Origin of the sequence: Citrobacter sp. CK181 (assembly GCF_030333595.1) — a bacterium.
In the GTDB taxonomy this organism is placed as follows: domain Bacteria; phylum Pseudomonadota; class Gammaproteobacteria; order Enterobacterales; family Enterobacteriaceae; genus Citrobacter_B; species Citrobacter_B koseri.
Genome location: NZ_JAOWFN010000011.1, coordinates 123,477 through 148,040, shown reverse-complemented (window position 1 = coordinate 148,040; position 24,564 = coordinate 123,477). Strand labels below are relative to the sequence as shown.

The window sequence follows — 24,564 nt, the reverse complement described above, 5'->3', positions numbered from 1 at the left end:
AGAGGTAAACACCGCAGTTCGTTTAACTAACCAACCTCGCTGCTCCCAGTGTGGGCGCGATGTTAAGTAAAGATACCTGTCGTTAATGTGAATTACAGCACAGATTGTTACAGATTTATGACAAATGTTCAGAAAAGCGCACGAAATCACGTTTCATTTTCGAATCATGAGCGATTATGCGCGAAATCAAACAAACCATGCTTTTTATGTGGCTAAATGATAAAAAACGAACTGTGAGGGATAACCATGAAAACTCGCGACTCGCAAACAAGTGACGTGATTATCATTGGTGGGGGAGCCACAGGCGCAGGGATCGCCCGGGACTGTGCGCTACGCGGATTGCGCGTTATCTTAGTTGAGCGCCACGATATCGCGACCGGCGCAACCGGCCGTAACCACGGCCTGCTGCATAGCGGCGCCCGCTATGCCGTTACCGACGCGGAGTCTGCCCGCGAATGCATCAGCGAAAACCAGATTCTGAAACGGATCGCCCGCCACTGCATTGAGCCAACGGACGGTCTGTTCATTACCTTGCCGGAAGACGAATTATCCTTCCAGGCCACCTTTATTCGCGCCTGCGAAGAGGCGGGTATTCGCGCCGAAGCGATTGATCCGCAACAGGCGCGGCTGATCGAACCAGCCGTCAATCCGCAGCTGATTGGCGCGGTGAAAGTGCCTGACGGCACTGTCGATCCCTTCCGGCTGACCGCCGCGAATATGCTGGATGCCAGAGAACATGGCGCAATCATTTTAACGGCGCATGAAGTCACCGGACTTATTCGCGAAGGCGCGACCATTTGCGGCGTGAACGTGCGTAACCATCTCACAGGGGAAAGCCAATCGCTGCATGCGCCAGTCGTGGTGAATGCCGCAGGCATCTGGGGTCAGCGCATTGCGGAATACGCCGATCTGAGCATCCGCATGTTCCCGGCAAAAGGGTCGCTGCTGATTATGGATCATCGCATTAACCAGCATGTGATTAACCGCTGCCGCAAGCCGTCCGACGCCGATATTCTGGTGCCCGGCGATACCATCTCGCTCATCGGCACTACGTCGACCCACATTGATTACAACGAGATCGACAGCAACCGCGTCACTGCGGAAGAGGTTGATATTCTGCTGCGTGAAGGGGAAAAACTGGCGCCGGTGATGGCGAAAACGCGCATTTTGCGCGCCTACTCGGGCGTGCGTCCGCTGGTCGCCAGCGATGACGATCCGAGCGGTCGTAATGTCAGCCGCGGCATTGTGCTGTTTGACCATGCTGCACGCGACGGGCTGGACGGGTTTATCACCATTACGGGCGGTAAGCTGATGACCTACCGCCTGATGGCGGAATGGGCAACCGACGCGGTATGCCGAAAACTGGGCAACACTCGCCCCTGCGTCACCGCGCAAACCGCCCTTCCCGGCTCGCAGGAACCCACGGAAAACACGCTTAAACGCGTGATTTCGCTGCCCGCCCCGCTACGCGGTTCCGCCGTCTATCGTCACGGCGATCGTACTCCGGCCTGGCTCAGCGAAGGTCGCCAGCACCGCAGCCTGGTCTGTGAATGCGAAGCGGTCACCGCAGGCGAAGTGCAGTACGCCGTCGAAAATTTAACCGTCAACAGCCTGCTGGATCTGCGCCGCCGTACCCGCGTAGGCATGGGCACATGTCAGGGAGAACTGTGCGCCTGCCGCGCCGCCGGGCTGCTGCAACGTTTTAATGTCACTACCGCCGCTCAGTCCATCACTCAGCTTTCTGCGTTCCTTAATGAACGCTGGAAAGGCGTACAGCCTGTCGCCTGGGGAGACGCGCTGCGCGAAAGCGAGTTCACGCGCTGGGTTTATCAGGGATTGTGCGGTCTGGAGAAGGAGCACCAGGATGAAATTTGATACGGTCATTATGGGTGGCGGTCTCGCCGGATTACTGTGTGGCCTGGAACTGCAAAAACACGGTTTGCGCTGTGCGATCGTCACTCGCGGCCAAAGCGCGCTGCACTTCTCCTCCGGCTCGCTGGATCTACTCAGCACCCTGCCGGACGGTCAGCCCGTCACAAATATCACTGAAGGTCTGAATGCGTTACGCGAACAAGCGCCGACGCACCCTTACACCACAATTGGCGCGTCAACCGTTCTGGAACTGGCGCAGCAGGCGCAAGCGTTGCTGGAAGCGTCTGGCGCGCATTTACAGGGCGATGTACAACAGTCGCACCAGCGCGTCACGCCGTTGGGAACACTGCGCGCCACCTGGTTAAGCTCGCCGGAAGTGCCCGTCTGGCCGCTGGCCGCACAACGCATTTGCGTCGTCGGCATCAGCGGTTTACTGGACTTTCAGGCGCACCTCGCGGCGGCGTCGCTGCGTCAGCACCATCTCACGGTAGAGACGGCAGAGATCGACCTGCCTGAACTGGACGTATTACGCGATAACCCGACGGAGTTTCGTGCGGTGAATATTGCGCGTTTGCTCGATAACGAAGAAAAATGGCCGTTGCTCCACGACGCGCTCTTACCGATAGCAAAAACCTGCGACATGATCATCATGCCCGCCTGTTTCGGCCTGGCGGATGACAGCCTCTGGCGCTGGCTCAATGAACGCCTGCCCTGCTCACTGAATTTGCTGCCGACGCTGCCGCCTTCCGTGCCGGGCATTCGCCTGCATAATCGCTTGCAGCGCCAGTTTGTTCGTCAGGGCGGGATCTGGATGCCGGGCGACGAGGTGAAAAAAGTGACCTGCCGTAACGGCGTCGTGAGCGAAGTCTGGACCCGCAACCATGCCGACATTCCTCTACGCCCGCGCTTTGCGGTACTCGCCAGCGGCAGCTTCTTCAGCAGCGGCCTGGTCGCCGAACGCGACGGCATTCGCGAACCCATTATGGGACTGGACGTTCAGCAAACGGCCACCCGCGCCGAATGGTATCAGCGTGATTTCTTTGATGCGCAACCCTGGCAGCAGTTTGGCGTCACGACCGATGATGCGCTGCGCCCCTCACTGGCGGGGCAGACCGTAGAAAATCTGTTTGCCATCGGCTCGGTGCTCGGCGGATTCGATCCGATAGCCCAGGGATGCGGAGGCGGCGTATGCGCAGTCAGCGCCTTACACGCCGCACGTCACATTGCAGAACGTGCAGGAGGTCAGCAATGAGCGATACGAGTTTCGAGAGTTGTATCAAATGCACGGTGTGCACCACCGCCTGCCCGGTCAGCCGGGTGAATCCTGGCTACCCAGGCCCCAAACAGGCAGGGCCGGACGGCGAGCGCCTGCGCCTGAAAGACGGCGCGCTGTACGACGATGCGCTGAAATACTGCATTAACTGCAAACGCTGCGAAGTGGCCTGCCCGTCAGACGTTAAAATTGGCGATATCATCCAGCGTGCGCGCGCCAGATATGACACTTCGCGCCCGTCGCTGCGCAACTTTATCTTAAGCCACACCGATTTAATGGGCAGCGTCTCTACGCCGTTCGCCCCGGTCGTCAATACCGCGACGTCGCTGAAACCGGTTCGTCAGTTGCTCGATTATGCGTTGAAGATCGACCATCGCCGTACGCTGCCGAAATACTCCTTCGGCACCTTCCGCCGCTGGTATCGCAGCGTTGCGGCACAGCAGGCGCAGTACAAAGATCAGGTCGCCTTCTTCCACGGCTGCTTCGTCAATTACAACCATCCGCAGCTCGGTAAGGATTTAATTAACGTCCTGAACGCAATGGGCACCGGCGTGCAGTTGTTAAGTAAAGAGAAGTGTTGCGGCGTGCCGCTGATCGCCAACGGTTTTACCGATAAAGCGCGCAAGCAGGCGGTGAGCAATGTGGCGTCGCTCAGAGAAGCGATTGGCGTAAAAGGCATTCCGGTTATCGCAACCTCATCAACCTGCACCTTTGCCCTGCGTGATGAATACCCGGAAGTGCTGGACGTGGATAACAGCGGACTGCGTGAGCATATCGAACTCGCGACCCGCTGGCTGTGGCGTAAGATCGATGCAGGCCAGACGCTGCCGCTGAAAAAATTACCGCTGAAGGTGGTTTACCATACGCCGTGTCATATGGAGAAGATGGGCTGGACGCTCTATACGCTGGAGTTGCTGCGCCAGATCCCGGGTCTGGAACTGACCGTGCTGGACTCCCAGTGCTGTGGGATTGCCGGAACCTACGGTTTTAAAAAGGAAAACTACCCCACCTCGCAATCCATCGGCGCCCCGCTGTTCCGCCAGATTGAAGAGAGCGGCGCGGATATTGTGGTGACCGACTGTGAAACCTGTAAGTGGCAAATTGAGATGTCGACAAGCAAACGCTGCGAACATCCGATTACCCTGCTTGCCCAGGCATTAGGTTAAGCGCGTTAACGTCTTATCGGGCCTGCAAACACGGCAGGCCCGATAAGCACAGCGCCATCAGGCTACAGGGTTAACGACTCCACCACCTCAATCCAGCCATGTTCACTGGCAATATCCTGACCGTTTAACCACCGACGCACCATATTCAGCGCCATCATGGCGCAAACTTCCTGCCGCACCGCCAGACTGTAGCGGCTGGCGCTGAAATGCACGCGCAGGGCAAATGTCCCATCCGGCGTCGCCAGCGCGAAATTAAGGTGATCGTTTTCCAGCCCGGATACCGCCAGCGCCAGTCCGGCGTAGTGGTTGCTCCGTCGCTCTGTCGTCCAGTGCGCGGTCTGAGCCAGCGTCTCTTCCTGGGAAGGCACCACTTCGCTGGCAAGAATCGGCGCATTCGCACGGGAAAGCTGCAAAGCCAGCAGCCCGCTGGTGAACTGTTCGCTGAGCGTCAGGCTGAGCTGGCGCGTCTGCAAACAACGGGCGATTTGCGCAGGCAGTCCTTCCGTCCCTTCAAAAATCAGGTTCTGCCCTGCCACCCGCTTCACCTCCGGCCATAGCGCCAGCATCGCGTCCCGCTGCGCATCCGGGCCGGTGAGTTTCAGTTCAATAATCGGCATTGAAGAGCGATATCCCATCGTCACGCCCGCCGGTAGCGGCAGCGAATCGAGGCTCTGCGCCAGATCGCTTTCCGAACGTCCAAACGTGGTGAGTCGCAGACAAACCGGTGGTTCAGGAAGCGCAAAACGCGCACGCAGACGCGGCATAATTTCATGCTCGACCATCACCTTAAATTCAGACGGGACGCCAGGGGTAAAGAACATCAGGCAGCGATTTAGCTTCACCGCAAACCCACAGGCGGTGCCAACCGGGTTATTAATAAACTCGGCGCTGGCGGGCAGTTCTGCCTGCTTGCGGTTACTCGGCGCCATAACCCGTCCGCGCTCATGGAAAAAACGCTCCATCTCAGCCAGCCACGCGTCATGAAGCACCAGACCTTCACCTTTCGCCGTGGCGGCGGCCAGCGCGCTTAAATCATCGCTGGTCGGCCCCAGGCCGCCATTCACAATCAGCACGTCAGCATGTTCGCTACGTTCGCGTAAAATGGCGACCAGCGCATCCAGATTATCTCCCACCGTATTTCGGCGTGATAACGGCAACCCCTGATTAAAGAAAAAATCGGCCAGCCAGGCGGCATTCGTGTCGACGATTTGCCCGTGCAACACTTCATCCCCGGTGGATAACATCTCCACGTTTAACATCGTGTTCTCCTGCTTCTATGATGAAAACACTATAACGCAAAGCCCGCTGGGGCGGAGTAAGAAACTCAGAGGAAACAAACCGGGAAAGAAAGCGATAGCATACAGGAAACGGCGCGACGGATGCCGCGCCCGAAAATCAGAAGCTGGCGTTAACGCCGACGTACGGGCCATCGGCAATCGCGTTGTCACGGTTGCCGTCTTTACCCGCCAGGTTCAGATAGCGATAGCCCGCTTCAATGCTCAGCGGACGCATAATGGTAAAGCGCGCTCCGGCATTGGCTTCTTCATAGCTGTCGATGCCGCTGGACAGTGAATCTGGAGAGTAGTAATACTCGCCAAACAGACGGAAGCTGTCGCCGATTTTCCACTGTAACCCGCCGCCTACCGCCGCCGCATAGCCTTCATCGCCGTCGTTCGGATTGGTATAAACGCCTTTCCCGCCGACCGTTGCCAGCAGCGGTCCAAGCGGAATATTCAGGCCGAGCCCCACGCCGGCAGCGTCGCCGTCGTCGTCGTTATGCATCCAGTTGCCGCTTAACGCCAGCCCGGTGGATTCAGTACCGAAACCTACGCCAACGTTGGTGTAATCTTTACCCGCCTGGCCGCTAATGCTCATCGCATTCGCCGATGCAGAAGCGAACAACAGTCCGGCAACGCCTAATAAAATGCTTTTTTTCATTTTTACCCTTTCCAGCAAAGAAATAAACAAAAGACCCCAAAACCGCAGGATTGTACTGCCAGGCGCAACAGAATCAATGAGCTAAAAAAGCGATCTAATAACATATTGTAACTAAACACTACCTTTCAGGTTTATTAAACGTTACAAGAAGAGGCGGTTAGCGCAGCAGTCATTGCCCGAGATCAATATTTCATTCACAAATATTTTCTACATTAGTTTCCGAAATTAAACGGAAATTAAACATTTTTTCTAACGATCGTCGGGAGATAAAGATGAGCAAAAAAGGACTCACCACCGCAGCAGGCGTGCCTGTCGCCCATAATAACAACGTTGCAACCGCAGGCCCGCGCGGCCCCATGCTGCTACAGGACATCTGGTTCCTGGAAAAACTGGCCCACTTCGATCGTGAAGTGATCCCTGAGCGCCGTATGCATGCCAAAGGCTCAGGCGCGTACGGCACCTTCACCGTCACGCACGATATTTCACGTTACACTCACGCAAAAATCTTTTCGGAGCCCGGTAAAAAAACGGATCTGTTCCTGCGTTTTTCCACCGTGGCGGGAGAGCGTGGCGCGGCGGATGCCGAGCGCGATATTCGCGGGTTTGCGATCAAGTTTTACACTGAAGAGGGCAACTGGGATCTGGTGGGTAACAACACGCCCGTTTTCTATCTGCGCGATCCGCTGAAATTCCCGGATCTGAACCATGTCGTGAAGCGCGACCCACGCACCAACCTGCGCAATCCGACCTACAAATGGGACTTTTTCTCTCATCTGCCGGAATCGCTGCACCAGTTGACTATCGACTTTAGCGACCGGGGTTTGCCTTTATCTTACCGTACGATGCACGGTTTCGGTAGCCACACATTCAGCTTTATCAACAGCGACAACGAACGTTTCTGGGTGAAATTCCACCTGAAATCGCAGCAGGGCATCGCCAACCTGATGGATGACGAAGCGAAACGCCTGGTGGCGGACGATCGCGAAAGCTCTCAGCGCGACCTGTACAACGCCATTGAACAGGGCAACTTCCCCCGCTGGAAATTCTACGTGCAGATCATGCCGGAAGCCGAAGCCTCACAGGTGCCGTACAACCCGTTTGATCTGACCAAAGTATGGCCACACGGCGATTACCCGCTGATTGAAGTCGGCGTGCTGGAACTGAACCGCAACCCGGAAAACTATTTCTCCGAAGTGGAACAGGTGGCGATGAATCCGGCGAACGTCGTGCCGGGGATTAGCTTCTCCCCTGACCGTATGTTGCAGGGGCGTCTCTTCTCCTATGGCGATGCGCACCGCTATCGTCTGGGCGTTAACCATCAGCAGATCCCGGTCAACGCCCCGCGCTGCCCGTTCCATAACTACCATCGTGACGGCGCGATGCGGGTGGACGGCAACAGCGGCAACGGCCCAACCTATGAGCCAAACAGCTTTGGCGTCTTCCAGGAACAGCCTGATTTCAGCGAACCGCCGCTCTCTGTCGAAGGCGCTGCCGCGCACTGGGATCATCGGGAAGATACGGACTACTTCAGCCAGCCGCGTAAGCTGTATGAGTTGCTGAGTGATGAAGAACATCAGCGTATGTTCGTGCGCATCGCCGGCGACATGAAAGATGTGCCGGAATTTATTCAGCAGCGTCAGATTGGCTTGTTTAGCGAAGTTCATCCTGACTATGGCGCGGGCGTCGCCGCTGCCCTGCGGGCGTTAAAAGAAGCGAAATAACCGTTTCCACGGGAGCTGCGGCTCCCGTGTTGTTTACATTACGGACGGTTAGCGCGCACCCACTCCTGCAATGCCCGGCGCGAAACTTTGATCCCGCCGTTTTTCAGCGCTGATGGCAACGTCAACCAGCGTACCGGTTGCTGAAAACGCGCCAGCTTGTCTTTCACCCATTCCGCGAGATCGACATCTCCGGCCTGCGCGTCATATTCCACCACCGCCACCGGACGATGGCCGAACTCCCTGTCCTCTACCGGCACCACGAACGCCTGTAGAACATATGGATGCGCCGAGATAACGCGTTCCACCTCTTCCGGCTGAATGCCTTCCCCGCCGCTGAAGAACAGATTATCCAGCCGACCGGCAATCGTCAGCTTACCGTCGTTCAGTTCGCCGCGATCGCGGGTGGCGAACCAGCCTTCGCCGTTCACCAGCGGGATCAGCTTACCGTCGCGCCAGTAGCCTTCCGCCATGCTGGCAGCGCGCAGCCAGACTTCGCCATTCACGATTCGGACTTCCCGCCCCGGTAACGCCGCGCCGACATCGCCCAGGCCGTCGGCCTCTTTCGCGCACACCGTCGAGGCAAATTCCGTCAGGCCATAACCGCACCAGCAGCGAATACCCTGCGCGCGAGCCTGCTCCGTCAGTTCAACCGGGATAGCCGCGCCGCCCAGCAGTACCGCTTTCAACGTTACCGATGCCGGATTCTCCAGCAGCCGCCACAGCTGAGTGGGAACCAGAGACGCATGCGTACACCCTTGCAGCATCGCTTCCAGCGGCTGCTTCTCACGCACGGTCATTCGGGCGCCCGCAAACAACCAGCGCCACATAATGCCCTGGCCGGAAACGTGAAACAGCGGCAGCGATAATAGCCAGTCATCCCCATCGGCAAACGGCATCAGGGACAGCACCCCCTCCGCGCTGGCCAGATGCGCCTGGCAGGTATGCACTGCGGCCTTGGGTAATCCGGTTGAGCCAGAGGTCAGCGTCATTGAACTCAGCCGCGTCGGCTGCCAGTCTGCGGCGTGTTCGCCTGACTCTTGCTGCATTTGCAGCGGTTGTAACGCCGGGAAGGTATTCTCCCCCTCCAGCAGCAAAGCAAACCGGAGCGTTAAGTCCGGCAGCAGCGCGTCGAGCAGCGGTTGCGGAAGCTGCGGGTTAACCGGCAGGACTCTTGCCCCGCATTGCAGTAAAGCCAGCCAGGCCAGCAGCGTTTGCGGGTGATTCCAGGCGCGCAGCATCACGCCGCAGCCTTCAGAGACACCCTGAGCGGCAAAACCGCTCGCCAGCGCGTCAATACGGGTACAGAGTGTGTGCCAGCTTAGTACTTCATCATTAAGGCGTAAGGCGGGCGCATCTCCCCGCACCTGCCGCCAGTGACGCCACGGCCAGTCATTAAAAGATGACGGCTGGAGGCCCGATACGCTTGCGCTATCGGGCATTTCCCGGAGGCTCATAGCAGCCGTTCCAGCGCATCGTCGCTAACACACGGCAAAGCGCTGCCCGGCCAGCGGCGCACCTGCTGGGTTTGCATCAGGCTTAGCGTATCCAGACCCGGAATGGTCTGCGGCGTCAGCCACGCGGCAATACGCGCCAGTTGCGTTAAGCCGAGGCTCGACTCGATGGAAGAGCTGATCACCGCCGTCAGTCCCAGCGTATGCGCGGCCTGTACCTGCTCGCGAACCTTTTCCAGGCTTCCGGTGAGCGTCGGTTTGATGACCACCGCGCTGACGCCCGCTTCCGCCGCAAAGACAAAATCGTCTTCACGCAGACTTTCATCCCAGGCAATCGCAATCCCGGTTTCACGCGCAAAAGCGCGGGAGTCGTCGCGGGTTTTACACGGTTCTTCGAGGAAGGCGATGCGGGCACGGTAGTCCGGGTTGACGTATTTCGCGAACTGCTGCGCTTTCAGCGGCGTCCAGGCGCGATTGGCATCCAGACGCAGATGCAGATCGGGAACCGCCTCCAGCAGCAGGTTGACCACCATTCCGTCGCGTACCGCTTCGTACAGACCGACTTTGATCTTGGCGACTTTCTCGCCAGGCATATCAGCCAGTTGTAGCACCAGATCGTCTGGATCGCCCGTACACAGCGGCGCGGCGCGGTAATCCGCCGCCTCTGGCAACGTCCCCGCCGCCTCCGCCAGCGCGCAGCTAACGCCAAACGCCACGGAGGGCACTTCAGGCAACGTTGACTGGCCTTGCAGCCAGCCGTTAACCCAGTCCAGCAGCGCGGCCTGCGCCTCCTCCAGGGTTTCCTGGCTGAAACCCGGAAGCGGGGAGATCTCCCCCCACCCTTCGCGCTCGCCGTCGCACAGACGGACATACAGCCCGTCGCGAGTTTTTAACCGCCTGTCGCGCAGAACCACCCCCGCGTCCATGGGGATCTGCCAGCGGTACACCTGCGCGCTACGCATTACGGATTCCGTTTGAATTTGCTGAAATCAGGCTGACGTTTCTGGTTGAAAGCGTTACGGCCTTCCTGACCTTCTTCCGTCATGTAGAACAGCATCGTGGCGTTGCCCGCCAGCTCCTGTAGACCCGCCTGACCGTCGCAGTCGGCGTTCAGCGCGGCTTTCAGGCAGCGCAGCGCCATCGGGCTGTTCTGCAACATTTCGCGGCACCAGCGCACGGTCTCTTTTTCGAGGGAGTCCAGCGGTACGACGGTGTTGACCAGCCCCATATCCAGCGCCTGTTTAGCGTCGTACTGACGGCACAGGAACCAGATTTCACGCGCTTTTTTCTGCCCGACGATACGCGCCATATAGGAAGCGCCCCAGCCGCCGTCGAAGGAGCCGACTTTCGGGCCCGTCTGGCCGAAGATAGCGTTTTCCGCCGCGATGGTCAGGTCACACATCATGTGCAGTACGTGACCGCCGCCGATAGAGTACCCTGCGACCATCGCCACGACCGGTTTCGGGCAGGTACGGATCTGGCGCTGGAAATCCAGTACGTTCAGGTGATGCACGCCGGAATCATCCTGGTATCCGCCGTAGTCGCCGCGTACCTTCTGGTCGCCGCCCGCACAGAAGGCTTTCTCGCCTTCGCCGGTCAGAATAATAACGCCCACGTTGTCGTCATACCGGGCATCCGCCAGCGCCTGGATCATCTCTTTGACGGTCAAAGGACGGAATGCGTTGCGCACCTGTGGACGGTTAATGGTGATTTTTGCAATACCATCGGTGGATTTTTCATAACGAATGTCCGTGTAACCTTCGGAGCAGTCGTGCCATTCAACCGGTGCGTAAAGCATTGTTTCATCAGGATAGATCATAGTGTGTCCTTTAGTCAGAGACGCAGAATCTGAGCCAGACTGTCCACCACGCCTGCGGGATTTTCCCGATGCGCGTTGTGTCCGGCGTTACGAATCATATGGCAAGGTACAGACAACTCCGCCGCCAGCGCGCGGAATTTGCTGTCGCGTTCACCACATAAATAATAAAACGGAAATGTGCGCGCATTTAGCCGCGCGCGTAAATCAGGCTGTACGGCAAGCGAGGTTGCCTCCAGCATCGCCGCCAGCGTTTCGCCATTGTTCTGGCTGCGCAGCGCGACTAACGCCTCTCTTTGCGAAGCATCCAGCGAAGCGAAAACCGGCTGCTGATACCAGTCAGTAAACACGTCACGCAGCGGTTCACGGCGAAAGCGCGCCGCCCAACGACCGTCAGACCGTCGGCGCGCGTCACGCTCAGCCTCGCGTTGCAGTCCCGGGTGGCCGCCTTCAACCACCAGCCCGCAAAGACCCGGCAGAGTCTGGCACGCCGCCATCATCGCCACTCTGCCGCCAAGCGAGTAGCCGACCAGCCAGTATTTAAGTATGTTGTAACTAAATAATGTGTTACGCAATAAGTCGCACACATCAGCAAAGCCGCTGACACGAATATCGGCAGAATCGCCGTGACCAGGCAAGTCGATATACAGGCGCGAAAAGTCGGGAAACTGCTCACCGATCTGCTGCCATTCCCGGCAATCACCGGAAAATCCATGCAGAAAAACCAGCCAGGGAGACCCCGGCTGACCACCGTTCGCCTGCGCGCGCAGGATCATAGATGGCTCACCTGCGCCAGCAGCTGTTGCAGGGTTTGCGCCCCGTCGGTATCGTTCACGACCAGCTCAATCACCGTGGTTGTCGGCGTTCGCCAGGCGCCAGCCAGCGCCGCATCCAGCTCATCCCAGCTTTGCGGGCGGTGATATTTGAGGTTAAACATAGCCGCTGCGTGTTCAAAGTGGACGTTTTGCGGCATCAGGTAAAACCGCTCGCGCTCGCTCTGCGGCGTCGGCAACAAAGAGAAAATTTGTCCGCCGTTGTTATTCACCACAATCAGCACAAACGGCGCGGACACCTGGCGCAATAGCGCCAGTGCGTTGAGATCGTAGAGCGCAGACAGATCGCCGACGATAGCCAGCGTCGATTTCGCGCTGGCGCGCTGAACGCCCGCCGCCGTCGAGATCAAACCATCAATACCGCTGGCTCCCCGGTTGCTGTACACCGGGTAGCCCGCCGGTAGCTGCGACAGCGCGTCAATCAGGCGCACCACCAGGCTGTTGCCGACAAACAGTTGCCCTTGTTCCGGCAGATAGTCGCGAATGCGGTGCGCCAGTTGCGCTTCGCCGAACATATCGCGACGCGCGACAACCGCCTGCCACGCCTGCTCTGCCAGGCGCGGGATATCGACGCACCAGGGATGGCGTTTCTCCGCCGGATGCAGCTCCAGCCAGTCGGCGATTTTCGCCACCAGCCTGCGTCCGCGATGATGCGCCGGGTCCAGACGACCTTCGATATTATCAATAATCCAGTACTCTTCCGGCTCGCAGGCGGCCTGCCATTGCAGCAGGCGCTTTCCGGTCAGGCTGCTGCCGAGTTGCACCACAATTTGCGCCTGCTGAAGCTCAGTGACGGCCTTCGCATTGCCCAGCCAGAGATCGGCGCACGGCAGCGGCTGCCCGGTTTGCGACAGCACGTCGCCAATCAGCGGCCAGCCCAGCGTCTGCGCCCAAAGCGCGACTTTCTTGCCCTCTTCCGCGCTCATGCGCCCGGCCACCACTACGCCGCGTTTTTGCCGCCAGAAGAACCAGTCGCGCTGTTTGTCGCTTTCCAGCCGACGCGCTTCGCGCAGCCAGGGTTTGTCATCCTGCCACCAGTCGCCAAGGCTCTGCTGCCAGGCAAGCCCCGTGTCGTCCATATCGCCATACAGCGGTTCCGCAAATGGACAGTTGATGTGTACCGCGCCGGCATGCAGCGTCGCCAGGACGTTATCAAGGGTGGAGACCAGCCAGCGCGCGGAAATATCCTGCGTCGGGCGCGGCAAAGAGAGCGTCTGAGAAGGATGAGAAGCAAACATCCCGGCCTGACGAATCGCCTGATTCGCGCCGCAGTCAATCAGTTCCGGCGGACGGTCCGCAGTCAATAAAATCAGTTTTTCACCGGTAAGCCCCGCTTCAATCAGCGCCGGATAGAGATTTGCCACCGCCGTACCGGAAGTAACAATAACGGCAACGGGCTGCTTACTGACTTTCGCCAGCCCTAACGCCAGATGACCAAGACCACGCTCATCAAAGTGCGTGTGATGAATAAAGGCTGAATTTTCCGCTGCCGCCAGGGTTAAAGGCGTGGAGCGGGAGCCAGGGGCAATGCAAACATGCCTGACGCCGTGGCGAGTGAGTGCTTCCAGAATGACCGCCGCCCAGCGTCGGTTAAATGCGCTTACTGACATGAGATTGTCCGGTATCAATATTGCGACTCAGTATAAGGATCAGAAAAAATGGATTATTGATATGAGTCGGGAATATACACAAAATCATTCAGCAGACCGCCTGAAGGATGAGGTGTATGTGCGACTCATTAGCTTTCCATCTGTAATAACGTGCGTAGCCCGGCTGCTTTGTTGTCGATCTCTTGCCATTCCTGTTCCGGGTCAGACCCGCGCACAATGCCTGCCCCGGCATACAGACGAACAACGTTCGCCGCGACTTTCGCCGAGCGCAGCGTCACGCAAAATTCGCTCTGCTGTAAAGACAGATAACCCGCCGACCCGGCATACCACTCACGTTCAAACGGTTCATGTTGCTGAATAAACGCGCGCGCCCGTTCACGCGGAATCCCCGCGACGGCGGCCGTGGGCTGTAGCTGTAGCAAACAGAGCGTGTCGTCAGCCTGATTGAGCGCCGTCCAGATACAGCGGCGCAGATGCTGTACTTTGCGTAATCTGAGCACCTGCGGCGGCAAAACATCGAGCGAGTGGGTGCAGCTTTGCAGGCGCTGACAAATATCTTCCACCACCAGCATGTTTTCACGCTGGTTTTTATCATCCTTCATCAACCATTCGCCCAGTTGCCAGGCCTGATGGTCGTCGGGATGATTCGCCACCGTGCCGGCCAGCGCCTCGGTGCGCAATGCCGTTTCACGTCGCCGCCAAAGGCGTTCCGGCGACGAGCCAAGAAAGGCGCTTCCGGCGGAGAACGCCATAAAAAAATGGTAGCAGTTAAGGTTTAAACGGCGACTGGATACCATCACGGCGGCGGCATTCACCGGATGGGAAAACTGCAAATCCGTCGCCCGCGCCAGCACCACTTTGTCGAGATCGTCTTCAGCGATAGTCTGCGTGGCAAGCTGAATCAGGCTGGTCCAGCCCGCTTTATCCGGCCAGTGCTGCTCGCCCGTCAGGTGCAGGCGCAGCGCCGGGATCGGCTTTACGCCCCTTAATGAAGAGAGAAACGCGATCGCCCGCCCGGCGTCTTCACGCAGTGAAACCGGGCTGTAGAGATACAGCCGCAGCGTTGCCATAGCGCCAGCGCGTCGCCATTCAAGACGCGGCAGCAGCAAATGCCCCTGCTGCGGTTCAAACGCATTCAGTCCCCAGATACGCAAATCGGATTGTGATTCATGCTGGCGGAGAAAGTGTTGCGCCTGTTCGAGAGAGGGGAACGTTTCAACGGCGCCGAGCACCGCGGCTTCTTCATCGCCGTTACGCTGTTGCCAGTAAAATTGCGGCCAGATGGCCTGACTGGCCAGCCAGCTTAATGCGTCAAACGCATCATTCAGAGGGAAAGGCACATCAACAATACGCATTCCTGGCGCCGCCGGTATCTCCTGCGATAACTGGCGCCGCAGATTTTCCAGCGCAGTAGTGATTGAATGCACGCGGACCTCTCCCTGTTAAAAACCTCACATTATACGGGGTACAGCGGAGAAAAAGCAGTACCCCCGTTTAGGGAGGAAATGCGATCCCGGTTACATTACCGCCGCGCCAGCAGTAGTCCCAGCACCAGGCCGACCGCCGCGCCTGCGCCAATCCCTTGCCAGGGTTTTTCATGCACGTAATCATCCGCTTTATAAACCGCCTGTTTTGCGCGGTAATAGTAGCTGTCAGACGCATGGCTGACGCGATTTTTTACCTCTTCAAGCGCCCGTTCTGCGCGTGCTTTTAACTCAACATATTTTTGATCGGCAGGATCGCCGGAGGAACGCAGCACCTCTTCCAGCGTTTCGCTCAGAAGTTCCAGGTCGTCATCAATACGTGAACCATAAGAATGAAAAGACATTATATTCTCCCTTTCGATTAACGTTCCCACTAACTATAGACAAAACCGGAACATCACACCTGGCTAACCTCGCGCGCCATACCCATGTGCGGGATACCGTCTTCGTCATAAACGTCCGTCACCGGAACAAAACCGAATCGCGCATAGAAGGATTGCAGATGCGCCTGTGCGCCGAGATAAAGCGCCTTCTCCGGCCAGTGTTGCTCGCAGGATGCCAGGGTCTGCGCCATAAGCTGTTGCCCCAGTTTTTCGCCGCGCAGCGCTTCGCTGACGATCACGCGCCCAATCACCACCGGCTCCAGTTCGTCGTCGCTTTTCAGAATCCTCGCATACGCTACCAGCTCATCGTTATGCCAGCCCAGGATATGACGGTTCTCCCCCACCAGGTCATCGCCGTCCACATCCAGATACGGACACTGTTGTTCAACCACAAATACCGCGCAGCGCAATTTCAGTAACGCATAGAGTTGCGGGACGGATAATTCAGAATGATGCAGGTCTTGCCAGTGAATCATGGTGCGCTCCTTTTACGTATTCGCTTTATACTAGCCAGAATATTTTTTAAACGTGTAATGAAATAATGGAATTAATTTTTTTAGGTACTTCTGCCGGCGTTCCTACCCGCACGCGTAATGTCACGGCAATATTACTGAATTTACAGCACCCGACGCAGGCGGGGCTATGGTTATTCGACTGCGGTGAAGGCACCCAGCACCAGATGCTCAACACCGCGTTCAACCCAGGTAAGCTCGATCGCATTTTCATCAGCCATCTGCATGGCGATCACCTTTTCGGTTTGCCCGGTCTGCTGTGCAGCCGTTCGATGGCGGGAAACGCACAGCCGCTGACGATTTACGGCCCCAAAGGCATTCGCGAGTTCACCGAAACCGCATTGCGCCTTAGCGGCTCCTGGACTGATTATCCGCTGGAGATTGTTGAAATTACCGCCGGCGAAATTCTGGACGACGGCCTGCGCAAAGTGACCGCCTTTGCGCTTGAGCATCCACTCGAATGCTATGGCTATCGGATTGAAGAGCATGACAAGCCCGGCGCGCTGGATGCCAGTGCGCTAAAAGCGGCAGGCGTGAAGCCCGGCCCGCTGTTTCAGGATCTGAAAGCGGGTAAAACCGTCACCCTGAACGATGGTCTCGTCATTAACGGCGCCGATTTTCTCGCGCCAGCTACGCCCGGGAAATCGGTGGCGATATTTGGCGACACCGCGCCATGCGCGTCGGCCATCACGCTGGCAAAAGGCGTGGACGTAATGGTACACGAAGCAACGCTGGATACCTCAATGGAAGAAAAAGCCAACAGCCGTGGGCACAGCTCCACCAGGCAGGCCGCGCAGCTGGCGCACGATGCCGACGTGGGCCAGCTCATCATTACTCACGTCAGCTCGCGTTACGACGACAGAGGCTGCCAACGCCTGCTGGCAGAATGTCAGGCGATCTTCCCCGCAACTGCGCTGGCTCACGATTTCGCCGTTTTCACGGTTTAACGCTCCATTTTTCTTCCTCAGTGCCGATAACAGAGAAAAGGCTGGCTTTCATATTGAGGATGCGATGGATAATTTCCAGAAAGATATTGATGACAGGGCTAACTTAACCCTGTCTAACCGCTTTGAACTGCTGTTATTCCGTCTCGGCACATCGCTGCATGAGCAGAAGTCGGAGCTATTTGGCATCAACGTATTCAAACTGCGCGAAATTGTGCCAATGCCCACATTTACGCGCCCTGCCGGAATGAAAGCCCCGCTTTTAGGTATGGTCAACATCCGCGATCAGGTGATCCCGGTCATCGACCTGCCCGCCGTGGCCGGGTGTAAACCGGAGAACGGGCTTAACATCCTGCTGATCACCGAATATGCGCGCAGCGTACAGGCATTTGCGGTGGAGTCCGTCGAGAATATTATGCGTCTGGACTGGCAGCAGGTGCATACCGCCGAGAAAGCGGTTAACGGCCGCTATATCACCAGCATTGCCTGTCTGGATGAAGACAAAGAGACCAATAACCTGGCGCTGGTACTCGACGTAGAGCAAATTCTCTATGATATCGTGCCGTCAAATCACGACTTGCGCGCCACCAATTTGAAAACCAGCAAGTTCAACATCACGCCGGGTGCGGTGGCGATTGTGGCGGAAGATTCTAAAGTTGCCCGCGCCATGCTGGAGAAAGGGCTGAATGCGATGGAGATCCCGCATCAGATGCACGTTACCGGTCAGGATGCCTGGGAGAAAATCCAGCAACTGGCGAAAGAAGCGGAGGCGGAAGGCAAACCAATTAGCGAGAAAATCGCTCTGGTGCTGACCGACCTCGAAATGCCGGAGATGGACGGTTTCACCCTGACGCGTAAGATCAAAACCGACGAGCGCCTGAAGAAAATTCCGGTGGTGATCCACTCTTCCCTTTCCGGCAGCGCCAACGAAGATCATGTGCGTAAAGTCAAAGCGGATGGTTATGTCGCGAAGTTTGAAGTCAACGAACTGTCGTCGGTGATTCAGGAAGTAATGGAACGCGCCGCGCAAAACGTCAGCGGGCCGCTGGTCAGCCGTCAGTTGCTGAGTTAACGTCCTGACGTTCAGGGCATAAAAAAACCCGCCACGGCGGGTTTTTTCGTTTCTGCTTTCGCTTACATCAGCGGCGTAGCTAACTGCACGATGCTAATCAGCGGTTGCGGGTAGATACCCAGCACCAGAACCAGCAGCGCGGAGATCAGAACCACAATACCGCCCGCGCTGTACTGCCAGTTAGACGGCGCATCGCGGTTAAGCTGCTGCGGCGCGCTCAGATAGAGGCTTACCGCAACACGCAGGTAGTAGTAGAGACCAATCGCGGAACCAACCACCACCGCGGCAACCAGCCACCACAGGCTGGCCTGCACACCGACCGCCAGGACGTAGAACTTGCCGATAAAGCCCAGCGTCATCGGGATACCCGCCAGAGAGAGCATCATCACGGTCATCACCGCCGCGAGGATCGGACGATGCCAGAACAGACCACGGTAGGAGAACAGTGAATCGGCATCCGGGCCACGGAACGGGCTGGACATCAGGCTGACCACGCCGAACGCGCCGAGGCTGCTGAACAGATAACCGGCCAGATAGACGCCAACGGCTTCCATCGACATCTCGCCGCTTTGCAGGGCGATCAACGCCACCAGCAGATAACCAAGGTGAGAGATAGAGGAGTAACCGAGCAGACGCTTAATGTTGGTCTGGCTCAGCGCCATCAGGTTACCGAAGATGATGGAGGCGAAGGCAATCACGCCCAGCACGATACGTACCGCTTCGCTGTCGCCAACCGGCGCGTACAGGAACAGACGCATCACCACGCCGAAGATAGCGATTTTGCTCGCTGTCGCCAGGAAGGTGGAAACCGGCGCAGGCGCGCCCTGGTATACGTCTGGCGTCCACAGGTGGAACGGCACCAGCGAGAGTTTAAAGCCGAGACCAACAATCATCAGACCGAAGCCCGCCAGCAGCAGCGGTTCATGCAGCATGCCATCGCCGAGGCTCTTTCCTAGCGCGACAAACGACAGGTTGCCAGACTGCGCGTACACCAGCGCCATACCGAACAGCAGGAAGGAAGACGCTGCGGCAGACAGAATGGTGTATTTGATACTGGCTTCCAGCGAGCGTTTCTGACGGAAGGCGTAACCAATCAGGCCAAACAGCGGCAGAGAGATCAGCTCAATACCGAGGAACAGCGCCGCCAGGTGGTTGGCGTTCGCCAGCAGAATACCGCCCAATGCGGCAATCAGCACCAGCAGGTAGAACTCTTCCTGGTTGTCGTTATAGCCTTCAAGCCACGGATAGGCAAAGGTACAGGTGGCAAGACTCGCCAGCAGAACCAGCCCGGTGTAAAGCATGGCGAAACCGTCAACGCGCATCAGCGGGGTGACGTCCATCGCGCCCGCCTGGCCGACAAACCAGAGCGAAACCAGCGCGGCGTTAAGCCCAATGACCGACAGCGTGGCATTGAGGAAGTGATTGCGTCGCCACGCAATGGAGAGCATCACAACCACCACCGTCAAGCCGACGATCAGCAGCGGTAGCAGCGCAATCAGGTGTTGTGGAGTTATTGTCATGGCGATTTACGGCCTTGTAGTAGTAACGGAATTAACAAACCACTGCTGGATGTTGCTCATCGCAGAATGCGAGGTATCCAGAATCGGCTGCGGATAGAAGCCAAGCAGTACCAGAAGCACGACCAGCAACAGGATGATAAACAGCTCTCGCAGCGACATCCCTGGCATGTCCTGGCTGGCAATCTGGCTCTTCGCTTTACCGAAGTAAGCGCGATGCAGCATCGCCAGCGAGTAAACGGAAGCAAACACCAGACCAAAGGTTGAGATCACGGTAATGACCGGAACCACTTGGTAGCTACCGAACAGAATCATAAATTCGCCAACGAAGTTACCGGTGCCCGGCATACCGAGCGTCGCCACCGCGAAGAACATCGACAGCGCAGGCAACCATTTAATTTTGCTCCACAGACCGCCCATCATACGCATATCACGCGTATGCAGACGTTCGTACAGCTGACCACACAGGATGAACAGACCCGCTGCCGACAGACCGTGCGCAATCATCTGGATTACAGCGCCCTGGTACGCCAGCTGGCTACCGGTGTAGATAGCAATCAGTACGAAGCCCATGTGCGAAACGGAAGTGTACGCAATCAGACGTTTAATGTCGTACTGGGTGAAGGCCATCCACGCGCCGTAGAAGATGCCAATCACACCCAGCCACATCGCAATCGGCGCAAACTCAGCGGAGGCGTTCGGGAACAGCGGCAGCGAGAAGCGCAGCAGACCGTAAGCCGCCGTTTTCAGCAAAATACCGGCGAGGTCAACGGAACCTGCGGTCGGCGCCTGGGAGTGCGCGTCCGGCAGCCAGCCGTGCAGCGGAACCACCGGCATTTTCACCGCAAACGCGATGAAGAAGCCCAGCATCAGCAGGTATTCCACCCCGTGCGACATCGGCGTTTTCAGCAGGTCTTCGTAGTTGAAGGTCCAGACGCCGGTCGCATTGTGGTGTACAAACACCAGCGCCAGGATGGCAATCAGCATCACCAGACCGCTCGCCTGGGTATAGATGAAGAACTTGGTAGCCGCCGTGATACGCGTTTTACCGTCAGAGGCTTTGTGCCCCCACAGCGCGATCAGGAAGTACATCGGCACCAGCATCATTTCCCAGAAGAAGAAGAACAGGAACATATCGATGGCAAGGAACACGCCGATAACGCCGCCCAGAATCCACATCAGGTTCAGGTGGAAGAAGCCCTGATATTTTTCGATTTCATTCCAGGAGCAGAGTACCGCCAGAACGCCCAGCAGACCGGTCAGCACCACCATCAGCAGCGACAAACCGTCGATAGCCAGATGGATAGAGATGCCGAAGCGCGGGATCCACGGCAGAATGAACTCAGACTGCCACTGCGGAATGCCAGCGGCTTGCGTCAGTGAATAGCCGCCCTGCAACCACAGTTGCAGGCCAAGCGCCAGCGTCAGTCCCATGGTGATCAGCGCAATCCAGCGCGGCACCTTCACGCCGAAGCGTTCGGTCTGCCAGCACAGAAAGCCACCGATAAAGGGAATTAATATTAGCCAGGGTAGTAACATGGCGATCTTTATTCCTTGTTAAAGTCCCATCAGGACCTGATTTTCAACGAATTCTCACAACAGAAAATTCACTTCGGATTGCGGCCTTTTTTGCCCGGTGGCGCTAACGCTTACCGGGCCTACAGATTCCCGTAGGTCGGATAAGCGCCAGCGCCATCCGACATCAACCCCACAATCCTCAAATTCAACGCAGTACCATCAACAGCGCCAGCACAACGACCGCACCGATGCTCATGGATGCCACATACCAGCGCAGATATCCGTTCTCGCTGAGCAGCAGGCCTTTACCTGCAAAGCGGGAAAGGATAGCCGGAACGTTCATCAGCGCATTGAGCGGGTCGCGTTTCAGCAGCCAGGCGACGCCGAGGAACGGCTTCACGAACACTTTGTCGTACAGCCAGTCGAAGCCCCAGGCGTTATACCACCAGGTGCCCAGCAGACGGCCCGGCGCACTGTTGGCGACAGAAGTCACCAGAGTACGTTTACCCAGCCACAGCCATGCGGCAATCAGGATGCCGACAATCGCAACCACGCCGGAGGCAATTTCCAGGGTCATCACGCGGCTATGCTCAAGCTCGGTCGTCTGCGGCAGCACACCCTGCAACGGCGGCACAATCAGCGCGCCAACAAAGGTGGACAGTACCATCAGCACAATCAGCGGCAGGTGATGCGTAATCCCCTTCCCTGCATGAGCGTGAATTTGTTCTTTACCGTGGAACACGATGAAAATCATACGGAAGGTGTACAAGGAGGTCATGAACGCACCGACCAGACCTGCAACCATCAGATTGATATGACCATTCGCCATCGCGCCAGCCAGAATCTCATCCTTACTGAAGAAGCCGGCGGTAATCAGCGGCAGAGCCGACAGCGCCGCGCCACCCACCAGGAAGCAGAGATACACCAGCGGAATGGATTTACGCAGACCGCCCATCTTGAAGATGTTCTGTTCGTGGTGACAGGCCAGAATCACCGAGCCGGACGCCAGGAACAGCAGCGCTTTAAAGAAGGCGTGCGTCATCAGGTGGAAAATCGCCGCATCCCACGCCTGGACGCCCAGCGCCAGGAACATGTAGCCAATCTGGCTCATGGTGGAGTAAGCGAGAACACGTTTGATGTCGGTCTGCACCAGCGCGGCGAAACCGGCCAGCACCAGCGTAATCGCCCCAACGATCCCCACCAGATGCAGCACTTCCGGCGTCATCAGGAACAGGCCGTGGGTACGGGCAATCAGGTAAACACCGGCGGTAACCATCGTCGCGGCGTGGATCAGCGCGGAGACAGGCGTCGGGCCCGCCATCGCGTCTGCAAGCCAGGTCTGCAACGGCAGCTGCGCAGATTTACCTACCGCGCCGCCCAGCAGCATCAGCGTCGCCCACATCAGCATGTTGTTGCCGTCGGCGAAGTGCGCTGGCGCCAGTTCCACCATTTCGCGGAAGTTCAGGGTGCCCAGTTCGTTGTACAGAATGAACAGCGCAAACGCGAGGAACACGTCGCCCACACGGGTCACAACAAACGCTTTCATTGCCGCAGCGCCATTCTTCGGATCGGTGTAGTAGAAACCGATCAGCAGATAGGAGCACAGACCCACGCCTTCCCAGCCGAGGTACATCAGCAGCAGGTTATCGGACAGCACCAGAATAACCATGCTGGCGATAAACAGGTTGGTGTAGGCGAAGAAGCGGGAGTATCCCTCTTCACCGCGCATATACCAGGAGGCGAACATGTGGATCAGGAAACCCACGCCGGTCACTACCGAGAGCATGGTCAGCGACAGGCCGTCCAGCACCAGGTTGAAACCGATGTTGAAATCACCCACCGACATCCACGTCCACAGCGGCTGGCTGAACGCCTGCTTGCCGTTAGCGAAGAAGTCAACGCCGACAAACGCCGTCACCAGCGCCGCCAGGCCAATGGAGCCGACACCCACAGTCGCGGAGAGGTTTTCCGACCAGCGACCGCGAGAGAACGCCAGTAATACAAAGCCAATCAATGGCAGAATAATGGTTAAGGCAAGCATGTTCATCCACGCATCTCACTTACTGAATCGATGTTCAGGTTCTGGCGACGGCGATGAAGTTGCAGTAACAGCGCCAGGCCAATACTCGCCTCCGCAGCCGCAAGGCTGATGGCGAGAATGTACATCACCTGACCATCCGTCTGGCCCCAGTAGCTCCCGGCGACCACGAAGGCCAGCGCGGAGGCGTTAATCATGATTTCCAGCCCAATCAGCATAAACAGCAGATTGCGGCGGATAACCAGACCGGTTAAGCCCAGCACGAATAAAATCGCCGCGAGGATCAGTCCATGTTGTAAGGGGATCATGCGTGCTCCTCCGTTTTTCTTTTCGCGCTGTCACCAGGACGGTTGCTCAGCACTTCGCCCACACGCTCTTCGCGACCGACGTGGAAGGCGACAACCAGACCGGCCAGCAGCAGCATAGAGGCCAGTTCGACCGCCAGAACGTAAGGCCCAAACAGCGAGATACCGACCGCTTTGGCGCTAATTGGCGTACCGTCGATACCCTGGTCGTTGACGCCCAGAATGGCGTACACGATCACCACCAGCATGATGGCCGACAAAATCGCCGGGCCAATCCACACCTGCGGTTTCAGCCACTGGCGTTCCTGTTCGATTTCCGAACCGCCGAGGTTGAGCATCATGACCACGAACACGAACAGCACCATGATGGCGCCCGCATAAACGATAATTTCCAGCGCACCGGCAAAGTAAGCGCCCAGCGAGAAAAACACCCCGGAAATCGCCAGCAGCGAAATAATCAGATACAGCAGCGCGTGTACCGGATTGGTATGGGTGATGACTCGCAAGGTTGCGAGAATGGCGATCAGGCCACAGATATAAAAAGCGAACTCCATTGCCCCTCTCCTTACGGTAACAGGCTCTTGACGTCGATAGGCTTGGCTTCGTTCTCTGCTTCGCCCTTATCTTTGCCGTCGATTGCCATACCTGCCATCCGGTAGAAGTTATATTCCGGGTATTTGCCCGGACCGGAGATCAGCAGATCCTCTTTCTCATAAACCAGGTCCTGGCGCTTGTACTCACCCATTTCAAAATCGGGGGTGAGCTGAATGGCCGTCGTCGGACAGGCTTCTTCGCACAGGCCGCAGAAAATGCAGCGTGAGAAGTTGATACGGAAAAACTCAGGATACCAGCGACCATCTTTCATCTCTGCTTTTTGCAGCGAGATACAGCCTACCGGGCAGGCTACCGCACACAGGTTACAGGCAACGCAACGCTCCTCGCCGTCCGGGTCGCGCGTCAGCACGATACGGCCACGGTAACGAGGCGGTAGATAGACCGGCTCTTCCGGGTACATCTGCGTTTCGCGTTTCGCGAACGCATGCAGGCCGATCATCCAGATACTGCGTACCTGGGTGCCGAAGCCTACTAACAATTCTTTTAAGGTCATGGT

General features: G+C 57.5%; 22 protein-coding genes. 6 read left to right on the top strand and 16 right to left on the bottom strand.

What is annotated here, in order from left to right:
* Nucleotides 1-246: 246 nt before the first annotated feature.
* Genes glpA through glpC form a run of 3 tightly spaced genes read left to right on the top strand, consistent with a single transcriptional unit; the run spans nt 247 to nt 4,311 of the window.
* Nucleotides 247-1,875, top strand: coding sequence for an anaerobic glycerol-3-phosphate dehydrogenase subunit A (gene glpA / locus OGW17_RS04865; protein WP_071260241.1), 1,629 nt, complete (start codon nt 247-249; stop codon nt 1,873-1,875).
* Entirely contained in the window at nt 1,865-3,124 is a 1,260-nt protein-coding gene (gene glpB / locus OGW17_RS04860; protein ID WP_071260238.1) for a glycerol-3-phosphate dehydrogenase subunit GlpB, read from the top strand. Before glpA ends, glpB begins: the two co-directional genes overlap by 11 nt.
* Entirely contained in the window at nt 3,121-4,311 is a 1,191-nt protein-coding gene (gene glpC, locus OGW17_RS04855) for an anaerobic glycerol-3-phosphate dehydrogenase subunit GlpC (protein ID WP_058667751.1), read from the top strand. The genes glpB and glpC overlap by 4 nt, the downstream gene beginning before the upstream one ends.
* A gap of 62 nt (nt 4,312-4,373) precedes the next feature.
* Here glpC and OGW17_RS04850 read toward each other — a convergent pair whose 3' ends face one another.
* Nucleotides 4,374-5,570 carry a nicotinamide mononucleotide deamidase-related protein YfaY gene (locus tag OGW17_RS04850; protein ID WP_012131514.1) on the bottom strand — a complete coding sequence of 399 codons (1,197 nt, stop codon included), beginning with the start codon at nt 5,568-5,570 and terminating at the stop codon, nt 4,374-4,376.
* Between the two features lie 136 nt (nt 5,571-5,706).
* Nucleotides 5,707-6,249 (bottom strand): YfaZ family protein, encoded by a 543-nt coding sequence (locus OGW17_RS04845; protein WP_012131513.1) that lies wholly within the window; start codon nt 6,247-6,249, stop codon nt 5,707-5,709.
* A 272-nt stretch (nt 6,250-6,521) separates the two neighbouring features.
* Between OGW17_RS04845 and OGW17_RS04840 the strand changes: the two genes are divergently transcribed.
* Entirely contained in the window at nt 6,522-7,970 is a 1,449-nt protein-coding gene (locus OGW17_RS04840) for a catalase (RefSeq protein WP_071260236.1), read from the top strand.
* Between the two features lie 38 nt (nt 7,971-8,008).
* Here OGW17_RS04840 and menE read toward each other — a convergent pair whose 3' ends face one another.
* The 8 genes from menE to OGW17_RS04800 form a co-directional block, all read right to left on the bottom strand.
* A complete protein-coding gene (menE, locus tag OGW17_RS04835) occupies nt 8,009-9,424 on the bottom strand; it encodes an o-succinylbenzoate--CoA ligase (protein ID WP_071260234.1) in 1,416 nt (471 codons plus the stop codon).
* Nucleotides 9,421-10,383: an o-succinylbenzoate synthase gene (gene menC, locus OGW17_RS04830; RefSeq protein WP_012131510.1), complete on the bottom strand. Its 963-nt coding sequence runs from the start codon at nt 10,381-10,383 to the stop codon at nt 9,421-9,423. Before menC ends, menE begins: the two co-directional genes overlap by 4 nt.
* Nucleotides 10,383-11,240 carry a 1,4-dihydroxy-2-naphthoyl-CoA synthase gene (gene menB, locus OGW17_RS04825; protein WP_012131509.1) on the bottom strand — a complete coding sequence of 286 codons (858 nt, stop codon included), beginning with the start codon at nt 11,238-11,240 and terminating at the stop codon, nt 10,383-10,385. Before menB ends, menC begins: the two co-directional genes overlap by 1 nt.
* A gap of 14 nt (nt 11,241-11,254) precedes the next feature.
* Nucleotides 11,255-12,013, bottom strand: a complete 759-nt coding sequence (gene menH, locus OGW17_RS04820; RefSeq protein ID WP_047462359.1) for a 2-succinyl-6-hydroxy-2,4-cyclohexadiene-1-carboxylate synthase — start codon at nt 12,011-12,013, stop codon at nt 11,255-11,257.
* Complete coding sequence (menD, locus tag OGW17_RS04815) at nt 12,010-13,680, bottom strand: 2-succinyl-5-enolpyruvyl-6-hydroxy-3-cyclohexene-1-carboxylic-acid synthase (RefSeq protein WP_071260232.1); 1,671 nt, start codon at nt 13,678-13,680, stop codon at nt 12,010-12,012. Before menD ends, menH begins: the two co-directional genes overlap by 4 nt.
* Nucleotides 13,681-13,808: 128 nt before the next feature.
* Nucleotides 13,809-15,107 carry an isochorismate synthase MenF gene (gene menF / locus OGW17_RS04810; protein ID WP_071260229.1) on the bottom strand — a complete coding sequence of 433 codons (1,299 nt, stop codon included), beginning with the start codon at nt 15,105-15,107 and terminating at the stop codon, nt 13,809-13,811.
* Nucleotides 15,108-15,202: 95 nt separating this feature from the next.
* Complete coding sequence (gene elaB, locus OGW17_RS04805) at nt 15,203-15,508, bottom strand: stress response protein ElaB (RefSeq protein ID WP_012131505.1); 306 nt, start codon at nt 15,506-15,508, stop codon at nt 15,203-15,205.
* Nucleotides 15,509-15,561: 53 nt separating this feature from the next.
* The gene (locus OGW17_RS04800; protein ID WP_047462350.1) at nt 15,562-16,023 is read right to left on the bottom strand and encodes a GNAT family N-acetyltransferase; all 462 of its coding nucleotides are present in this window, start codon (nt 16,021-16,023) and stop codon (nt 15,562-15,564) included.
* A gap of 65 nt (nt 16,024-16,088) precedes the next feature.
* Here OGW17_RS04800 and rbn point away from each other — a divergent pair, with 65 nt between their 5' ends.
* Both rbn and OGW17_RS04790 read left to right on the top strand, forming a co-directional pair.
* Entirely contained in the window at nt 16,089-17,006 is a 918-nt protein-coding gene (gene rbn / locus OGW17_RS04795) for a ribonuclease BN (protein WP_071260227.1), read from the top strand.
* Between the two features lie 64 nt (nt 17,007-17,070).
* Nucleotides 17,071-18,075: a chemotaxis protein gene (locus OGW17_RS04790; RefSeq protein ID WP_012131502.1), complete on the top strand. Its 1,005-nt coding sequence runs from the start codon at nt 17,071-17,073 to the stop codon at nt 18,073-18,075.
* Nucleotides 18,076-18,137: 62 nt separating this feature from the next.
* Here the strand turns inward: OGW17_RS04790 and nuoN are convergent, their stop codons facing one another.
* The 6 genes from nuoN to nuoI all read right to left on the bottom strand — a co-directional run bounded on the left by nuoN (nt 18,138) and on the right by nuoI (nt 24,561).
* Nucleotides 18,138-19,595 (bottom strand): NADH-quinone oxidoreductase subunit NuoN, encoded by a 1,458-nt coding sequence (gene nuoN / locus OGW17_RS04785; RefSeq protein WP_012131501.1) that lies wholly within the window; start codon nt 19,593-19,595, stop codon nt 18,138-18,140.
* 6 nt (nt 19,596-19,601) lie between these two features.
* Complete coding sequence (gene nuoM, locus OGW17_RS04780; protein WP_012131500.1) at nt 19,602-21,131, bottom strand: NADH-quinone oxidoreductase subunit M; 1,530 nt, start codon at nt 21,129-21,131, stop codon at nt 19,602-19,604.
* Between the two features lie 184 nt (nt 21,132-21,315).
* Nucleotides 21,316-23,157 carry an NADH-quinone oxidoreductase subunit L gene (gene nuoL, locus OGW17_RS04775; protein WP_012131499.1) on the bottom strand — a complete coding sequence of 614 codons (1,842 nt, stop codon included), beginning with the start codon at nt 23,155-23,157 and terminating at the stop codon, nt 21,316-21,318.
* Nucleotides 23,154-23,456 carry an NADH-quinone oxidoreductase subunit NuoK gene (nuoK, locus tag OGW17_RS04770; RefSeq protein ID WP_000612644.1) on the bottom strand — a complete coding sequence of 101 codons (303 nt, stop codon included), beginning with the start codon at nt 23,454-23,456 and terminating at the stop codon, nt 23,154-23,156. Before nuoK ends, nuoL begins: the two co-directional genes overlap by 4 nt.
* Nucleotides 23,453-24,007: an NADH-quinone oxidoreductase subunit J gene (gene nuoJ, locus OGW17_RS04765; protein WP_012131498.1), complete on the bottom strand. Its 555-nt coding sequence runs from the start codon at nt 24,005-24,007 to the stop codon at nt 23,453-23,455. The genes nuoK and nuoJ overlap by 4 nt, the downstream gene beginning before the upstream one ends.
* 11 nt (nt 24,008-24,018) lie before the next feature.
* On the bottom strand, nt 24,019-24,561 hold the full coding sequence (gene nuoI, locus OGW17_RS04760; RefSeq protein WP_012131497.1) for an NADH-quinone oxidoreductase subunit NuoI: 543 nt from the start codon (nt 24,559-24,561) through the stop codon (nt 24,019-24,021).
* Between the last annotated feature and the right edge of the window lie 3 nt (nt 24,562-24,564).

What these genes read in the sequence shown, in the direction of transcription:
- nuoI (WP_012131497.1), bottom strand. Translation starts at nt 24,561, where the DNA reads ATGACCTTAAAAGAATTGTTAGTAGGCTTCGGCACCCAGGTACGCAGT.
- nuoK (WP_000612644.1), bottom strand. Translation starts at nt 23,456, where the DNA reads ATGATCCCCTTACAACATGGACTGATCCTCGCGGCGATTTTATTCGTG.
- nuoJ (WP_012131498.1), bottom strand. Translation starts at nt 24,007, where the DNA reads ATGGAGTTCGCTTTTTATATCTGTGGCCTGATCGCCATTCTCGCAACC.
- nuoM (WP_012131500.1), bottom strand. Translation starts at nt 21,131, where the DNA reads ATGTTACTACCCTGGCTAATATTAATTCCCTTTATCGGTGGCTTTCTG.
- menD (WP_071260232.1), bottom strand. Translation starts at nt 13,680, where the DNA reads ATGTCAGTAAGCGCATTTAACCGACGCTGGGCGGCGGTCATTCTGGAA.
- menC (WP_012131510.1), bottom strand. Translation starts at nt 10,383, where the DNA reads ATGCGTAGCGCGCAGGTGTACCGCTGGCAGATCCCCATGGACGCGGGG.
- menB (WP_012131509.1), bottom strand. Translation starts at nt 11,240, where the DNA reads ATGATCTATCCTGATGAAACAATGCTTTACGCACCGGTTGAATGGCAC.
- glpA (WP_071260241.1), top strand. Translation starts at nt 247, where the DNA reads ATGAAAACTCGCGACTCGCAAACAAGTGACGTGATTATCATTGGTGGG.
- OGW17_RS04850 (WP_012131514.1), bottom strand. Translation starts at nt 5,570, where the DNA reads ATGTTAAACGTGGAGATGTTATCCACCGGGGATGAAGTGTTGCACGGG.
- menE (WP_071260234.1), bottom strand. Translation starts at nt 9,424, where the DNA reads ATGAGCCTCCGGGAAATGCCCGATAGCGCAAGCGTATCGGGCCTCCAG.
- OGW17_RS04845 (WP_012131513.1), bottom strand. Translation starts at nt 6,249, where the DNA reads ATGAAAAAAAGCATTTTATTAGGCGTTGCCGGACTGTTGTTCGCTTCT.
- rbn (WP_071260227.1), top strand. Translation starts at nt 16,089, where the DNA reads ATGGAATTAATTTTTTTAGGTACTTCTGCCGGCGTTCCTACCCGCACG.
- elaB (WP_012131505.1), bottom strand. Translation starts at nt 15,508, where the DNA reads ATGTCTTTTCATTCTTATGGTTCACGTATTGATGACGACCTGGAACTT.
- nuoN (WP_012131501.1), bottom strand. Translation starts at nt 19,595, where the DNA reads ATGACAATAACTCCACAACACCTGATTGCGCTGCTACCGCTGCTGATC.
- glpC (WP_058667751.1), top strand. Translation starts at nt 3,121, where the DNA reads ATGAGCGATACGAGTTTCGAGAGTTGTATCAAATGCACGGTGTGCACC.
- OGW17_RS04840 (WP_071260236.1), top strand. Translation starts at nt 6,522, where the DNA reads ATGAGCAAAAAAGGACTCACCACCGCAGCAGGCGTGCCTGTCGCCCAT.
- glpB (WP_071260238.1), top strand. Translation starts at nt 1,865, where the DNA reads ATGAAATTTGATACGGTCATTATGGGTGGCGGTCTCGCCGGATTACTG.
- OGW17_RS04800 (WP_047462350.1), bottom strand. Translation starts at nt 16,023, where the DNA reads ATGATTCACTGGCAAGACCTGCATCATTCTGAATTATCCGTCCCGCAA.
- nuoL (WP_012131499.1), bottom strand. Translation starts at nt 23,157, where the DNA reads ATGAACATGCTTGCCTTAACCATTATTCTGCCATTGATTGGCTTTGTA.
- menH (WP_047462359.1), bottom strand. Translation starts at nt 12,013, where the DNA reads ATGATCCTGCGCGCGCAGGCGAACGGTGGTCAGCCGGGGTCTCCCTGG.
- OGW17_RS04790 (WP_012131502.1), top strand. Translation starts at nt 17,071, where the DNA reads ATGGATAATTTCCAGAAAGATATTGATGACAGGGCTAACTTAACCCTG.